At 41.8% G+C, this 15,426-nt stretch carries 12 protein-coding genes and 1 pseudogene; 8 read left to right on the forward strand and 5 right to left on the reverse strand.

Annotated features, from left to right (window positions below; translation table 11 throughout):
- The first annotated feature begins 23 nt into the window (after positions 1–23).
- Positions 24–1,646 (forward strand): M23 family metallopeptidase, encoded by a 1,623-nt coding sequence (locus tag FNW02_RS10380; protein ID WP_191757469.1) that lies wholly within the window; start codon positions 24–26, stop codon positions 1,644–1,646.
- A 297-nt stretch (positions 1,647–1,943) separates the two neighbouring features.
- On the opposite strand, the gene FNW02_RS10385 is transcribed toward FNW02_RS10380, so the two are convergent.
- Positions 1,944–2,624 carry a riboflavin synthase gene (locus FNW02_RS10385; protein ID WP_191757470.1) on the reverse strand — a complete coding sequence of 227 codons (681 nt, stop codon included), beginning with the start codon at positions 2,622–2,624 and terminating at the stop codon, positions 1,944–1,946.
- A gap of 340 nt (positions 2,625–2,964) precedes the next feature.
- On the opposite strand from FNW02_RS10385, the gene FNW02_RS10390 reads away from it, so the two are divergent.
- The 4 genes and pseudogenes from FNW02_RS10390 (at position 2,965) to FNW02_RS10405 (ending at position 7,170) form a co-directional block, all read left to right on the forward strand.
- Positions 2,965–3,462, forward strand: coding sequence for a bifunctional nuclease family protein (locus FNW02_RS10390; RefSeq protein WP_162396377.1), 498 nt, complete (start codon positions 2,965–2,967; stop codon positions 3,460–3,462).
- A gap of 154 nt (positions 3,463–3,616) precedes the next feature.
- Positions 3,617–4,747 (forward strand): aldo/keto reductase, encoded by a 1,131-nt coding sequence (locus tag FNW02_RS10395; protein WP_191757471.1) that lies wholly within the window; start codon positions 3,617–3,619, stop codon positions 4,745–4,747.
- Between the two features lie 4 nt (positions 4,748–4,751).
- Positions 4,752–5,357 carry a Uma2 family endonuclease gene (locus FNW02_RS10400; RefSeq protein ID WP_191757472.1) on the forward strand — a complete coding sequence of 202 codons (606 nt, stop codon included), beginning with the start codon at positions 4,752–4,754 and terminating at the stop codon, positions 5,355–5,357.
- Positions 5,358–5,530: 173 nt separating this feature from the next.
- Positions 5,531–7,170 (forward strand): annotated as a pseudogene (locus tag FNW02_RS10405) (tetratricopeptide repeat protein).
- Between the two features lie 90 nt (positions 7,171–7,260).
- On the opposite strand, the gene FNW02_RS10410 reads toward FNW02_RS10405, so the two are convergent.
- Positions 7,261–7,917 carry a GDYXXLXY domain-containing protein gene (locus FNW02_RS10410; protein WP_191757473.1) on the reverse strand — a complete coding sequence of 219 codons (657 nt, stop codon included), beginning with the start codon at positions 7,915–7,917 and terminating at the stop codon, positions 7,261–7,263.
- A 54-nt stretch (positions 7,918–7,971) separates the two neighbouring features.
- The gene (locus tag FNW02_RS10415) at positions 7,972–9,390 is read right to left on the reverse strand and encodes a DUF2157 domain-containing protein (RefSeq protein WP_191757474.1); all 1,419 of its coding nucleotides are present in this window, start codon (positions 9,388–9,390) and stop codon (positions 7,972–7,974) included.
- 1,072 nt (positions 9,391–10,462) lie between these two features.
- Between FNW02_RS10415 and clpB the strand changes: the two genes are divergently transcribed.
- The 3 genes from clpB (at position 10,463) to FNW02_RS10430 (ending at position 13,955) form a co-directional block, all read left to right on the forward strand.
- Positions 10,463–13,081: an ATP-dependent chaperone ClpB gene (clpB, locus tag FNW02_RS10420; RefSeq protein ID WP_191757475.1), complete on the forward strand. Its 2,619-nt coding sequence runs from the start codon at positions 10,463–10,465 to the stop codon at positions 13,079–13,081.
- A 146-nt stretch (positions 13,082–13,227) separates the two neighbouring features.
- A complete protein-coding gene (locus tag FNW02_RS10425; protein WP_191757476.1) occupies positions 13,228–13,602 on the forward strand; it encodes a hypothetical protein in 375 nt (124 codons plus the stop codon).
- Positions 13,603–13,619: 17 nt separating this feature from the next.
- Positions 13,620–13,955, forward strand: coding sequence for a hypothetical protein (locus FNW02_RS10430; RefSeq protein ID WP_191757477.1), 336 nt, complete (start codon positions 13,620–13,622; stop codon positions 13,953–13,955).
- A 262-nt stretch (positions 13,956–14,217) separates the two neighbouring features.
- On the opposite strand, the gene FNW02_RS10435 is transcribed toward FNW02_RS10430, so the two are convergent.
- Positions 14,218–14,793, reverse strand: coding sequence for a DUF924 family protein (locus FNW02_RS10435; protein ID WP_191757478.1), 576 nt, complete (start codon positions 14,791–14,793; stop codon positions 14,218–14,220).
- A 5-nt stretch (positions 14,794–14,798) separates the two neighbouring features.
- The gene (locus tag FNW02_RS10440; RefSeq protein WP_191757479.1) at positions 14,799–15,362 is read right to left on the reverse strand and encodes an SRPBCC family protein; all 564 of its coding nucleotides are present in this window, start codon (positions 15,360–15,362) and stop codon (positions 14,799–14,801) included.
- Positions 15,363–15,426: the final 64 nt, after the last annotated feature.

Consider the following 15,426-nt stretch of genomic DNA (forward strand, 5'->3'; position numbering starts at 1 on the left):
ATTACACACAACTGAGAGAACAAATGACGCAGCGCAATCACTCTGCCCACAATCGTTTGCACTACTCGTGGCCGCGGGGTCAAACTACGAAACGCTTTGCCTCTACCCTACCAGCACAAAGCCTTTGCTGGCTTAGCAGTATTAGCCTCCTCAGCGGCGGCTTCGTGTTTGCCCAAACGGAAACATCAATAGATAATATCGTTCCCACTATTGAAAATTCCCAGCCAACAGCAGTTACAAATCCCATAAAAAAAGCAACTGTTGCACCGGAAGCCGCTCAAGCACAGCCAAACTTTTCTCAACGGGGAACCAGACTTAGGCAGAGACTCCGCAAGCAAGAGGTTTCTCAATCAAAACAGCCAGTTAGACAATCTAAACCTAAAATAGAAGTTTACGCGCCTGCCACTGGTATTAGACGCTCTATTCCCCAAGTAGAAACTTCGAGGGTTGCACCAGCAAGGGTTAGTCAAGAAAAACCTAAACTCGAATTCCAACCAAGAGCAAATATCAGAGAGGAAAAGCCCAAAATTGAGGTAGCCAAACCCACCGCTCCTGCTCGTTCCTTACCTGAGAAACTCCCAGAAGTTGCCCAGCCATTGAATAACTCAAACAGCACTGTCAGCAGGACAGCGGGGAAAACCAAGGATTATAATAACGCCTATATTGACCCCAACAATTACAATAGCGCTACGGGTACTTATCAAGCGCCCAATTCCGTAATCATCACAGAGCGTTCTAGTGGTTGTCGAGCGATTTTACCTTCAGGACAAGGTTTATTGGGCGGCGTTTGCGCCAAAGTACCCTCGCGCAATCAGCGCGTAGCTGGTTCTAAGGGCACAGCACCTAATTGGCTCAGAAGAAGTCAAAACGCACAGTTAGCAGTTCCATCAAGTCGGCAAGTTGCAACTACTGCGAATAACGGCGGATGGCGTGCTACTCGGAGTGTTTCTAGTAGTAGTGCCAAGAGCGCATTTCGCCCTAATCGATTTATCCCTAATCCCGGCGATTTCAGCACCGCAACTAAAGTCAGTGCAACTCCCATTGCACCCAGTGGTGGTACTTTGCCTCCACCAATGGCAGACGGTAACATTGCACCCCGCCCCAGCACTGTAGCTTATGACTTCTCGCTGGCATCAGTATTACCGCAAATTCCCTACACTGGTGCAGTCGCCTATCGTGGTACGGGAATGATTTACCCACTATCTATCCCCGCTCCTATTACTTCTTTATTTGGTTGGCGAGTTCATCCAATCACAGGTAATCAACGCTTCCATGCTGGTACAGACTTAGGTGCGCCTATGGGTACACCAGTTTTGGCAGCTGCAAAAGGCCAAGTGGAAACTGCGAACTACTTGGGCGGTTATGGTTTGACTGTGACTGTGAATCACCAATCTGCTCAACAAACCCTCTACGGTCACATGTCAGAAATCTTTGTTCAACCCGGTCAGTGGGTGGAACCGGGAACTGTCATTGGACGGGTTGGTAGCACAGGTAACTCTACAGGCCCTCACCTGCACTTTGAAGTCCGTCACATGACACAGAACGGTTGGGTTGCTACTGACCCAGGCGTTCAATTACAGACTGGACTGAGCCAGTTAATTCAAACCTTGCCAACAGCTCAGGTAACTCAGCTACCAGGTAGTTAAGAGTGGAGTGGGGAAGTGGGGGAGCAGGGGAAGAATAACTAATGTTCAATGCCCCATGTTCCATGACGCCACTTACTCCACTTGAGGAAACCCCAGACGCTCGCGGACTCGCTCTAAGCGTTGGCGCAGCCTCAAAGTAGAGAAGCCATGCCGTTGGCGAAGCCTCTCGTTCACGAAGTGTCTCCGATAGGAGAAGAGAAGGCTTTACGCTGCGCTATCGCCTTTGGCGTCTCCCCTTCTCCCTTTGGGAGAGGCTAGCGCCAAGGGAGAAGACCGCAGTGCCTCCCCCATTCCCCATTACAAATACCCGTGTTCTGCTAAGAATGCGGGTGTAATGTCATCTAAACTAGTTTCATTTGAGGTTGCAGTAGACTGGTTTCCAGAATAAAGGAATTTTTCCACGTATTTACCGAGAATATCCCCTTCTAAATTCACCAAACTACCAGATACTAAATAGCGAAGATTTGTTTCGGCATAAGTGAGGGGAATTACCGCTACTTTAAATTGGGAGAGTTCTGGCTCATAAGCGGCGACTGTGAGGCTGATGCCATTGACAGTTATACTGCCTTTAGGGACAATGTACCGTGCGATCGCCTCGGATGCTTTGAAGGTCATTTCCCAAGAACTGGCCGTTTGTTCTGATTCTAGCAATCGACCGATGCCGTCTACATGACCCATAACAAAATGACCACCGACTTTACTGCCTACTCGTAGCGACGCTTCTAAATTGACATATCTCTGTTGTGTTTGCTCGCCTCCCAGAGTCGTACGGCGTAGCGTTTCCGGTGAAGCAGTGGCGATAAACCCGTCTTTTAAAACTTCTTCCACTGTCAAGCAAACGCCATCTACTGCAACACTGTCACCATAGGCCAAATCCTGCATAATTACTTCACACGACTGACTTACACAAGTAATTTGCCAAGAATCGCCCCCTAAGGGTTTCATTGTTCCTAATGCCTGGATTAATCCTGTAAACACGGCTTTTTTGTCAAACTAACTCTATTTATTGCTTAATTTTGCCTGAAATTAACTGGTAATTCTCACAAGAATGCAGAACATTCAGAGTATAATTTCTGACTTTATTTATTATAAGGTTGTTAACACATTAGCATCCTGCACAAGGCATACTTGGGTAAGAAGGTTATTGTCTAATTAGACCAATTTGTCTTACTCTGGTGTTCACCACAAGTTAGGAGTTTAATAGAAGCAATTATAGAGAACAAATGCCTATGTTTATTCCTGTCCCCGATTCACCTAACAAAGAGTATTATTTGTTACTTAGCACCCAATCGCTCAAAGGATTGTAGAGGCTTAGCCAATGATTGAAATGAGAGTCGCTGGCATAGCATTAGATGCCATAACCCGCAGCCCGATTGTACTTTTGAAAGATGCTTCAGATCGCCGCGCTTTGCCAATTTATATAGGTCAGGAACAGGCTAGAGCAATTATGGGTGCATTGGAGAATCAAAAGCCTCCCAGACCCTTAACCCATGACCTAATTGTAAATATGCTAGAGACATGGAATATGACTCTAGAAAAAGTTATCATTCATTCCCTACAAAAGGATACATTTTATGCAGCTTTGATTGTCCAGCAAGGCGAGGTTAAAAAAGAAATCGACGCGCGTCCTAGCGATGCGATCGCCGTTGCCCTTCGTACAAATACGCCTATTTGGGTAATGGAAGAAGTAATTGCTGATGCTTCTATCCCTGTTGACCGCGATGCTGATGAAGCTGAACAGCAAGCCTTCCGTGAATTTATTTCCAATCTCCGTCCTGAAGATTTGATTAAGCGCTTTGGTGATGGCGACAGCTAAAAAAGTGCTGAGTCATAAGTACTGAGTGCTGAGAAAGAATAGAGAATTTAGAGAATAAAAACAAGTTCTCTGTTCTTTCTTGTTCACCTTTCACTTTTATACAAACACTATTAATCGTGTTTATACTCAGCACTCACCACTCAAAACTCAATTTATGCAATACCGACGCTTTGGGAAAACAAATCTTTGCCTCTCTGTCTTTTCATTGGGAACAATGCGCTACTTAGCTGGTTTTGAAAATGCTCAGCAAACTATCGAACAGGCTTTAGCGCTAGGAATTAATCATATAGAAACTGCCAGAGGCTACGGCAAAAGTGAGGAGTATCTTGGTGGAGTGTTAAAAGCTGGGTTGTCAGTACCGCGAACAAGGCTTCACATCACCACCAAAATTTCTCCTACAAATGATGCTGACACCATGCGTCGGTGCATTAATGAATCCTTGGAAAAATTACAGCTAGATTATCTAGATTGTTTAGGAATTCATGGCTTAAACACTTGGCAACATTTAGAGTGGGTGCAAGCCAAAGGTGGCTGTATGCAAGCCGTGCAAGAAGCTGTTGCTGATGGTCGAGTGCGACACGTTGGTTTTTCCACTCACGGATCATTAGAAATAATTCTGGCGGCAATTAACACAGATTTTTTTGAATTTGTCAACTTGCATTATTACTATTTCTTTCAACGTAACGCGCCAGCAATTCAGCTAGCAGCAGAGAAGGATATGGGCGTTTTTATTATTTCTCCTGCTGATAAAGGAGGACTTTTATACGCGCCACCTCAAAGTTTAAAAGACCTGTGTCAACCATTCTCACCCTTAGAATTAAACTATCGCTTTTTGTTGAGTGATAAACGTATTGCTACTTTAAGTGTAGGGCCAGCAAACCCACATGAATTAATAGAGCCTTTGCGATTTGCTAACAGTAATAGAGAGCTAACATCAGAAGAAATTTGTACCTTTAAGCGGTTAGAAAATCATCAAAAAGCTACTTTAGAAATTAATCAATGTAGCCAATGCTATGCTTGTTTGCCTTGTCCAGAAAATATCAATATTCCAGAAGTATTACGGTTACGAAATTTAGCAGTAGCATATGATATGACTGACTATGGAAAATATCGCTATGGAATGTTTGAAAATGCTGGACACTGGTTTCCTGGAATGAAAGCTAACCACTGCACTGAATGCGGCGATTGTTTGCCAAGATGTCCAGAAAATTTGAATATTCCTGCTTTGTTAGAAGATACTCATGAGAGATTAAATGGGAAAGCAGGTAGAAGATTGTGGGGATAAAACCATGCAAGTAACAGAACAGCGATACTACACCCCAGAGGAATATTTAGAGTTAGAGGAAGCTGCTGACTATAAAAGTGAATATATTGACGGAAAAATAATTCCTATGGCGGGTGGAACAATAAATCACAACCAAATAGCACTCAATTTTAGTACTGAGTTAAATTTTGCTTTTAAAAAGCAAAACTACCGAGTTTATATGGGTGATATTCGTCTGTGGATACCCCAAAAGCGGATCTATACGTATCCAGATGTAATGATTCTGGCGGATGAACCAGAGTTTTTCAATAACCGTAGGGATATAATTCTGAATCCACAGGTTATTGTTGAGGTTTTATCAAAATCGACCAAAGGCTACGATCGCGAAGATAAATTTGAGGCTTATCGGACAATCTCTTCCTTTCAAGAATATCTTTTAATTGACCAAACTCGAATTCACGTAGAGCAGTTTTCTAAGACTGGAAAAAAGCAATGGAATCTGCGTGAATATGACGAAGAAGATGAAGCCATCGCACTTGTAACCGTACCTTTTGAGATTTCTCTACAAGATTTATACAACAAAGTTAAGTTTGAGCTTGTTGAAACTGATATAGGTAATGAGATTAGCTGAATAGTTAAATAATAGTTTTTGGCAAAAACTTAATTACATTGAGTTAGATTAAATTAAGATTTAATACATAATATTAAGGAATTTTTGGGAATATCACCCAAGCTAATTGAAAGGTTTACGTCGAATGGTTATTTTAATAGAATAATCTCATCAAAAGATTCGCAGAAATATAAATGGACTGGATTACCTACTGCGATCGCTACAGTCTGATTTTATTAAAAGGTTAACAACTGGTTGTCTGCTTCATTGTGAAACAGAAGGTCAATATAGTGAATTAACTATAATCTCTGGAGAAAGGTTAAAGGCACTAAGAGAATTTTGCTGGCTGATGGCTGAGAAATATAAGCGCGTTTCGCCAGTTCGTGATGTTTTTATTAGCTATCTTAAAGGAAAACTTGGCGAGGAAGTTGTCAAGGAACGTTTAGCCGATTTTATTACGGAAGTGGATTATGAAAAGCGATTTGGCGGCGATGGTAAGATAGATTTTACCCTGACTTCTGACCCATCTGTTGGTATTGAGGTTAAATCTCGTCACGGTAGTATTGACAGAGTTAGATGGTCAATTAGTTCAGAAGAAGTTGAAAAAAATGCAGTTGTAGTCTGCATTTTGATTCAAGAAGAGGTGAATGAAGCACAATCGGAATATCACCTTTTTTTGGCTGGCTTTCTCCCAACACGAATGATTAAGTTGAAGACTGGAAAAATTTCATTTGGGATAGACCAATTACTATATGGTGGTGGCTTATGGTGCTATCTAGAACAGTTACAATCTTCTATAAATTATAATTTTTCCAGGCAACAACCTCTAATTAGTAAATATCATCTACCGCAGGAAATGCCATCTAAGCCAACTAACAATCAGTTAATAAAATCTTCCTTACAAACTGATGTAGATAACTATTTAGATTCTGATGATAAAGATTTAAATTTACTTTATATGAAATTGGGTGAAGAATATTTTGATAAAGGAGAATATGTAAATGCGATTACTAACTATAATCAAGCCTTGCAACTTAATCCTAATAATGCTGATTTGTATTATAGACGAGGGTTAGCGCATTACCAACTAGGAGATTATGAAGGAGCGAGCGCAGATTATTCTCAGGCAATTCAGAGAAATCTTCATGATGCTAAATCTTACAATAAACGGGGTTTAGCTCTATATCAACTGGGGCGCTTTGAAGAAGCAATTGATGATTATACCCAGGCAATTAGAATTAATCCTAATGTTGCTATAGCTTATAAAAACCGTGCTGAAGCACGTTCTCACATAGGAGATAACCAAGGAGCAATTGAGGATTATACTCAAGCTATCAAAATTAATCCCGATTATGCTGATGCTTACAAAAACCGGGGAATCTCCCGTTATCTCTTAGGATATCAGCCAGGATTTACTCAAGCAATTAAGATTAATCCTCAAGATGCCAATGCTTATAGAAATCGTGGTAATGCTCGTTCTGACTTAGGGGATTATGAAGGAGCAATTGAAGATTATACCCATGCAATTCAGATTAATCCTAATTATGCCGATGCTTATTATAACCGTGTCAATGCTCGTTCTGACTTAGGGGATTATGAAGGAGCAATTGAAGATTATACCCATGCAATTCAAATTAATCCCAATTATGCTGATTCCTATTACAATCGTGGCAATATCCGTTTAGAGAAGGGAGATAAACAGGGAGTAATTGAAGATTTTCAAAAAGCAGCAGACATTTATCGTAAAGAAGGTAAGTTAGAAGCGCTTAAAGATACACAAGCAAGAATATTAGACTTAGAAATAGAAGAATCATTAGATATTTTAAACTTCTAGAAAATGGCACAACATAACGATGCGTAGTAGAGACGTTGCATTGCAACGTCTCTACAGTTTTTGCGATTACTGAATCGATTCTCTAGAAAATTAAAAATAATATCTGCGATCGCGTACCCACATACTTACAGGTACAGCTTGACCTTGTGCATTCACTTTAACTTCCACTACTATTGGTTGCGGCTGTCCTGGTTTAATTGGTCGGGCAGTTGAGATATCTTTGTTAATATCGTTCCGTTGATCTTCTGGGATGTAATAAGTTTCCAAGCCATAAGTAATCGAATTATAGCCACTATACTGACCTTTCAAGGCTATCTGATTTGCAGCTAGAGAAGTTGGGAACTGTCCACTTACTCGCACAGGTTTCCAAGCTTGAGGAATTCCACCAGAGGCTTTTTGTTCTTCCAAAATTATGTACAAGCTGGTTCCCCGCGCTAAAGGATCGTATTGTTTGTTATTACCAGGATTTTGCTTGACCAAATCTGCCCAACCCGGAAGTTTTGTTAAATTATCTGTGCGAGAAATTTCATAGTTTAGTGTTACAGAATAACCCCGCAGCAAATCGTAAGGATCTACAGGTAGAGTTTGCAAGATAGCTGTTTTGCCTGTAACCAACGTGTAAACTGATTGGGCTGGTACTGACAAGATGATCGCTGTTTGAATTAGCAGGGGAACCACAAATCGCCAAAGAGTTATGGGTTTTTCTGGAGGTTCATTTTGCAAAAGTAATGCTTCATTAGTTTCCATAGGAGATAATCCTAAAAATGATTTGTGAATTACTAGTTTTTTCCAGTTTTAATCTCATGATCGATGAGTTGAAGAAGTTGATGAAGCCGGTAAAGTTGACAAATAGCGTTCAAACCACAAGCCGGCAAAAATTACAGCAACACCGCATAAGATAAAAACAAAAGATTTGAATAGTAAGGCGGTGTCGTGTTCCAGCATTCGGCTGATAATTTGTAGTGTTAATAAAAATATCCCACCCCAAAAAGCCTGTCGTTGTCCTAACTCCAGCGCTTCACGAACTAGTCCAAACCCTAACACTGCTAAAAGAACATTAAACGCAAATATGGGAATGGCTGGAATTGGAGTGATAGCTTGATGAACGAAAATCAATAGGGCAGTTATAACAATCAAACTACCAATAAAGATTGTTTTTACATCAATTCCCTGGCGTTCTTGGTTACGTGTTGGGCGTAGCAAATGCCACCATTGCCACAGAGCTAAAACTGTGAAAATTGCCACATCAATAAAGGGTAGCCAGGTTGCGAGGGAAGTGGCTTGATAACCAACAGTTCGAGCTTCCCATAGCCAACGGAAAGACAAGAAATAAAACGTAATGCTGAAAAACGCTAGAGTTAGAGTCCGTGCAAAGGGCTGAAATAGCCTGGAAGAGACTCGCACAAACAGCAAATCATCATAACTCCACAATAATGCTGGCGGAAGAACAAATGTGGCTATAGCAATCCAAGGTGGAGCATCTGTATATGTTAATATTTCCAGTGATTTAAGATGAAATTGCCAGGATATAACAAATGCGATCGCGGCAATTCTAAAAATCCAACGGGAACGACACTGATAAGCTAGAGGTACAAACAATATACCTAAAGCTAGGGGTATATGTTCTATTACTATCCGCCCCAAGGTAAGCTCATTTCGTGTAGAGTACCAATCGGATAATCCTGTTGAATACCCAATTAGCACTAAAATCAGGGCAAGCATCCCCAAGGAAGTCAAGTGTAGACTGTAAGCCATTAGCAAAACAGCCAATCCCCAACCTAAAAAAAGTTCGTAACTTGAACCGCTAATGTGGAACATCTGCGCCAACAGCGCCATATTTGCACCTATCGTCAACGCACCTAAAATTAGCAAGCCTTCTCCAAAGACCTGTTGACGACGTTTTCGACCTCTTACGGGTTGTCTCCACAAGCTAAAACCAGCAATATTAGTTGTCAGGAATAAACTTAACAGTAGTATTAACCTGGCTTCTCTACTCAAAGCTTGCCAGTTTGCAGCTACAAAAGTAATTACACCTAAGCCTAGCAATATCGCACCCACTGCAATCAAGATAAAAACAAAGCGATCGCGAGCAGCCGTTTCTAGATTATTAAACTGATATCTTTGTGCGAGTACTTGGTAAAAATCTGCATCAATAAGTCCTTCATCCCGCCATAGTTGCGCTTCTTGACGCAACTGGCGGCGAAAATTATCAAATATCATGACCTTCTCCGATGCTGTAAGCAAATAGGATATTTTACGAGAACTAGGCTCGTGATTAAAACGTGATTGATTATACTTTCAATATCAATACAGTATTTTACGAAAATTCTATTATTGAAATCCTCGTATTTCCACTGAATCTTAATATGACTCACCAGTTCCCAAAAGCCGGTTATTTTCTCCCCAGACTGAGATGATTGAAGATGGCTGGTTTGACCAGTCGTCTTTAGACGGCTTTAGCTATTAGCCTTGGAATTCATTCCAAGGCGGTTGTCGTAACTGTTGCAAAGTCTCAGTTTTACCAACAATACATGAGTGTTGTTCAGTTCGTTAATCTTAATTTGGATTAGCAAAAATTAGTTTAAAAAACAATTTATAGGACTTACGCACTGAAGCCTGAAACCTAGATCCCCCCTAGCCCCCCTTAAAAAGGGGTGTACACATAAGTCGGAAAAACCTGATCACCAAAGATTTGCAGTATTGCTATTTCGGTGAACTCATTTGCTATTTCGGCGAACGCATTTGCTATTTCGGCGAACGCATTTGCTATTTCGACGAACGCATTTGCTATTTCGACGAACGCATTTGCTATTTCGACGAACTCATTTGCTATTTCGACGAACTCATTTGCTATTTCGACGAACGCATTTGCTATTTCGGCGAACGCATTTGCTATTTCGGCGAACGCATTTGCTATTTCGACGAACGCATTTGTGTGTACACCGTAGTTACTTAAGGAGAGGGAAAGATTTTAGCTACGCTAAAAGCAAGGGTGAGGTTTTGGACGAGATGTGTGTACACGGTAGCCTTAAAAAGGGGGGAACTTCTAAAGCCCCCTTTTTAAGGGGGTTGGGGGATCTGAGTGCGTAAGTTCTGTTTATCCTTTGTATCCTTAAAAGTGCGAGAAATATATCAAGTAATCGCACATGCAGAAATCGGAACTACGGGAAAATACCACTTTTACAAGACGTGAACACCGATCTAGGCGATCGCTCCCCTCTTCTTACAATATGCATTGAGAACAAAAATTTGATTTCCTTGCTCTCTTGGTGGTTCCTTATTCCGAAAGCCTATGCAACCTACTAATCCCAACCAATTTACAGAAAAAGCCTGGGAAGCGATCGCTCACACCCAGGATATTGTCAAACAATACCAACAACAGCAGATAGAAAGCGAACACCTTCTGAAAGCGCTGTTGGAACAAGATGGACTTGCGAACGTTATTTTGACAAAAGCAGGTATTAACCTGCAAAAACTGCGCGATCGGACTGAACAATTTCTTCAACGTCAGCCGAAAGTATCTGGTAGCAGCAGTTCTGTATACTTAGGACGAAGTTTAGATAAACTTCTAGACCGAGCGGACGCCTATCGTCAGGAATTTAAAGACGAATATATTTCAATTGAGCATTTATTACTGGCTTACGCCAAAGATGACCGCTTTGGCAAAGCTTTATTCCAAGAATTCGGTTTAGACGAAGGCAAGCTTAAAAATATTATTAAACAAGTTCGTGGGAGCCAAAAAGTGACCGACCAAAATCCAGAAGGCAAATACGAAGCACTGGAAAAATATGGGCGTGACCTCACAGAAGCAGCTCGTAAAGGTCAACTTGATCCAGTGATTGGGCGTGATGATGAGATTCGCCGCACTGTGCAAATTTTGTCACGCCGCACTAAGAATAATCCTGTGCTAATTGGTGAACCAGGTGTGGGTAAAACTGCGATCGCCGAAGGACTAGCACAGCGTATCGTTGCTGGTGATGTACCCCAGTCGCTCAAAGACCGTAAGCTCATCGCTTTAGATATGGGTGCTTTGATTGCGGGGGCAAAATTCCGGGGTGAATTTGAAGAACGCCTGAAAGCAGTATTAAAAGAAGTGACTGAATCTGGCGGTAATATCGTTTTATTTATCGATGAAATTCACACCGTTGTCGGCGCTGGTGCAACTCAAGGCGCGATGGATGCCGGTAACTTATTAAAACCAATGTTGGCGCGGGGCGAATTGCGCTGTATCGGGGCGACAACTTTGGATGAATACCGTAAATACATCGAAAAAGATGCTGCATTGGAAAGACGCTTCCAGCAAGTTTATGTAGATCAGCCCACTGTAGAAGATACTATTTCGATTTTGCGCGGGTTGAGAGAACGTTATGAAAACCACCACGGGGTGAAGATTTCTGATAGTGCTTTAGTTGCAGCGGCTATATTGTCGAGTCGATATATTAGCGATCGCTTCTTACCAGATAAAGCCATTGATTTGGTAGACGAAGCCGCCGCGAGACTGAAAATGGAGATTACTTCCAAACCAGAAGAACTTGACGAAATTGATCGTAAGATTCTGCAATTGGAAATGGAGAAGCTATCATTACAAAAAGAAAGCGATGCAGCTTCTCGTGAACGCTTAGAAAGACTAGAAAAAGAAATTGCTGATCTTAAAGAAGAACAAAGAACACTAAATGCTCAATGGCAATCAGAAAAGGATATTATCGACAAAATTCAATCTGTTAAAAAAGAGATTGAACGAGTCAATTTAGAGATTCAGCAATCAGAACGTGACTATGATCTCAACCGCGCTGCGGAGTTAAAATTTGGCAAATTAACTAGTTTGTATCGCCAATTAGAAGCAGCAGAAAATGAACTAGAGAACGCCCAAAGAACTGGTAAATCACTGTTACGAGAGGAAGTAACAGAGGCAGATATTGCCGAAATTATCTCTAAGTGGACGGGGATTCCTATTAGTAAGTTAGTGGAATCGGAAAAAGAGAAACTATTGCACTTAGAAGACGAACTACATCACCGAGTAATTGGACAAGATGAAGCAGTCACAGCTGTCGCGGATGCAATTCAGCGATCGCGTGCTGGACTGGCTGACCCTAATCGTCCGATCGCTAGCTTTATTTTCCTTGGCCCTACAGGCGTGGGTAAAACCGAATTGGCGAAAGCCCTAGCGGCGTACATGTTCGACACTGAAGACGCGCTGGTGCGGATTGATATGTCGGAGTATATGGAGAAACACGCTGTTTCTCGGCTGATTGGTGCGCCTCCAGGATACGTGGGTTACGAAGAAGGCGGACAATTGACGGAAGCAATTCGGCGTCGTCCCTATTCAGTGATTCTCTTCGACGAAATCGAGAAAGCACACCCCGATGTATTCAATATCTTCCTGCAAATTCTTGATGATGGTCGCGTTACTGATGCCCAAGGTCATAAAGTGGACTTCAAGAACGCTATTATTATCATGACTAGTAACATCGGTTCGCAGTACATTCTTGATGTCGCCGGGGATAACGCACACTACGACGAAATGCGCCGCCGGGTGATGGAGGCGATGCGAAATAGCTTCCGTCCAGAGTTCCTCAACCGGATTGACGAAATCATCATTTTCCACGGCTTGGATAAGAAGGAATTGCGCCAGATTGTGCTGTTGCAAGTGGAGAGACTGCGACAAAGACTTAGCGATCGCAAAATATCTCTGAGACTTTCTGATGCAGCTCTTGACTTTTTAGCCGAAGTGGGATATGACCCTGTATTTGGAGCGCGTCCACTAAAGCGAGCAATTCAGCGGGAGTTAGAAACTCAGATTGCTAAGGCAATTTTGCGCGGCGAATTTAACGACGGCGACACCATCTTTGTTGATGTGGAGAATGAACGCTTGTCTTTTAGTCGCTTACCTGTTGAGTTGTTTACCAGCTAATTCCAGATAATCTCATCAATAAACGCAGAGGCGCAAAAGTGCGTCTTTGCGTTTTTTTGAAATTCTCACGAATTTATCCGGGAGACAAGGTGTTATTATGCTAGAAGTTGAGGGCAAGCAGTTAAATTTAGATTGCGCTTCGTAATGTGGATGTTTTAATTGAGTCAACAAGGGGCTTTGAGCAGGATATTGCTAGGCTGAGTGAAGATGACAAAGCAACAGCTATTCAAAAGATCAACGATTGCGCCAGCCTTTTCCCAATTCAAAAAGCTGATGTTTATCGTAAACTGCGCCGTATCCCCCTGACGTCAGATCTTAATGGTTACGAATCTTCGCTTTACACACTACGGGTTTCTCAAAAATTAAGGGTGATTTTGGCAGTTGACGAAGATCCAATTTTTGGGCAAGTTATCTTTACTCTTTTTCGAGCAGTCAAACACGATGACATTGATAAAGCATACAAAGGTATAGCAGAGTCTTTGTATCAAGAGCTACTTCAAGACAATCGAGAAACTGTCTAGATCTCGCAAGCTTGTTTATGGCACAAACCCTTACTCTCTGCGATGAATATGGCATTATTTACCAAGCTATGAAAATTTTGCCAGATGACGAGCTAAAGATTGGTTTTCTAGAAGCTTTAGCAGAGCTTCAAGACAATGAGTGTCACAGAACAAGAAAATTTCCAAAAACGAGACTGCACAAATTAAAAGGTGTGAAGCAGGCAATTTATCGTGCTGATGTTAATAAAGTTTCAGGCTGGCGCATCCACGTTCAATACATTAATGGGCAGATTCATCTCAAGGATATTATTGAGGGACAAAGGCACGATGATGTAATTGAGGTAATTAAATCTAAGAAAGCACGCTACGAGTAATCCTCAATTTTATCCATTGTCGCACCTGAACAAATCGCTGCACCGGAACGCACCAATATTAATACTTTTCGGTTGAGAGGGAAAGCGGAAAGGTAAATGGTTTTTCCAAACTAAAAAAGAGTAGTTTACTTACGTTTATCCGAAAAGTATTGACACCAATATGGTTAGTTGAGTTGCAGAAGTGCAAAAAAGAGCGCTAATAAATATGAGTTTAAAAGACGCTTTCCTCAATAGTAAAAGTGTCTTGTCGTAATAAATTCCCTTAAAATATCGAACCTGGCTGCTGCAAAAACTCCTCCTCTTCTGGAGTTGAAGGGCGTCCCAAAATACTATTGCGATGAGGAAAGCGCCCAAAACGCTCAATTACTTCCCTGTGACGAAATGCGTACTCAATTGCGCTAGCACTATCAGGGTCATCACTGAGTTTTTGAAACAGTTTCACACACTGACGTTGATGATCAGGATTTTCGCTATGTTCAAAGGGTAAATAGATAAACCAACGTTGCACAGGCAATAATTCGCGATCATAACCCTGTTTAACAGCGTGCTGCGCGGCTGAGAGTGCTTCCCAGTCAGTCGCAAAGGCTTCGGGGGTGTCGCGAAACATATTTCGGGGGAATTGATCTAACAGCAGAATCAGTGCTAGACAAGTTTCAGGTAAATCTATCCACTCATCTAAATATCCTGCTGCTGCCTTTTGATAATCTTTGAGAAACCGGGTTCGCAGTTCCTCATCACAATCGGGTTTTTTGCTAAACCAAAATTGTCGAGGTTTGCCGTAACCCAGTTCATCAGGCTGACCAAACCAAAATTCCAAAATAGCTTTTGCCTGTGACATTGCTGTTATTGACCTTTACAAAGCACTTGTCGCATTTTACGCATATTTGTAGGTAACTCGAAGTTCATTGCTTGTTGAATGAAAACTGAGGGGATTGGGATCAAAGGTGTAGCTTGCACAGTATAAGCAAGTAGTGTGCCGTTACCGCAATCTTTTAGCTCTAAATTGGCGGTAAAATCCTCAAAAGTCCCTTTTTCCATTTGAAATTGAATTTGCTGACCAAGCACTTCTACCACGTTGAGGTAAATTTCGACTTGAGCTGTGAAAAAGAAAAAAGCTTTTTGCGCTGCTTGGTACAGATGCTTGACTTCCCCTCTAGACATAGACATTACTTCACTTTTGGTAATGTCGGGAAAATATTGTACCCATCGGGGGTAATCAGTTAATTGCTGCCATACTTGCGATCGCACCATCGGCAAATACATCCAGGCTGTTACCGCACCACCCCATGCCTTGTGCGATCGCGTCTGTACTAAAATTTCACCCTGTACCAGCAAATTTTGCTTGTCTTGATTCCAAGCCATATCCGAACCTGTAATAATTGATTCTGAGATATAAGACGCAGACATATTGATTTTAGTTACTCCTCAACCATCCACCTAAAAAGGTTAAAACTCCAAGCCATTAAAACTT

It is taken from the genome of Komarekiella delphini-convector SJRDD-AB1, assembly GCF_014831675.1.
Taxonomy (GTDB): Bacteria; Cyanobacteriota; Cyanobacteriia; order Cyanobacteriales; family Nostocaceae; genus Komarekiella.

Excerpts from the sequence above, each read along its gene's own strand:
- FNW02_RS10390 (WP_162396377.1), top strand. The coding sequence starts at position 2,965 with ATGATTGAAATGAGAGTCGCTGGCATAGCATTAGATGCCATAACCCGC.
- FNW02_RS10395 (WP_191757471.1), top strand. The coding sequence starts at position 3,617 with ATGCAATACCGACGCTTTGGGAAAACAAATCTTTGCCTCTCTGTCTTT.
- FNW02_RS10435 (WP_191757478.1), bottom strand. The coding sequence starts at position 14,793 with ATGTCACAGGCAAAAGCTATTTTGGAATTTTGGTTTGGTCAGCCTGAT.
- FNW02_RS10380 (WP_191757469.1), top strand. The coding sequence starts at position 24 with ATGACGCAGCGCAATCACTCTGCCCACAATCGTTTGCACTACTCGTGG.
- FNW02_RS10410 (WP_191757473.1), bottom strand. The coding sequence starts at position 7,917 with ATGGAAACTAATGAAGCATTACTTTTGCAAAATGAACCTCCAGAAAAA.
- FNW02_RS10415 (WP_191757474.1), bottom strand. The coding sequence starts at position 9,390 with ATGATATTTGATAATTTTCGCCGCCAGTTGCGTCAAGAAGCGCAACTA.
- FNW02_RS10440 (WP_191757479.1), bottom strand. The coding sequence starts at position 15,362 with ATGTCTGCGTCTTATATCTCAGAATCAATTATTACAGGTTCGGATATG.
- FNW02_RS10400 (WP_191757472.1), top strand. The coding sequence starts at position 4,752 with ATGCAAGTAACAGAACAGCGATACTACACCCCAGAGGAATATTTAGAG.
- FNW02_RS10430 (WP_191757477.1), top strand. The coding sequence starts at position 13,620 with ATGGCACAAACCCTTACTCTCTGCGATGAATATGGCATTATTTACCAA.
- clpB (WP_191757475.1), top strand. The coding sequence starts at position 10,463 with ATGCAACCTACTAATCCCAACCAATTTACAGAAAAAGCCTGGGAAGCG.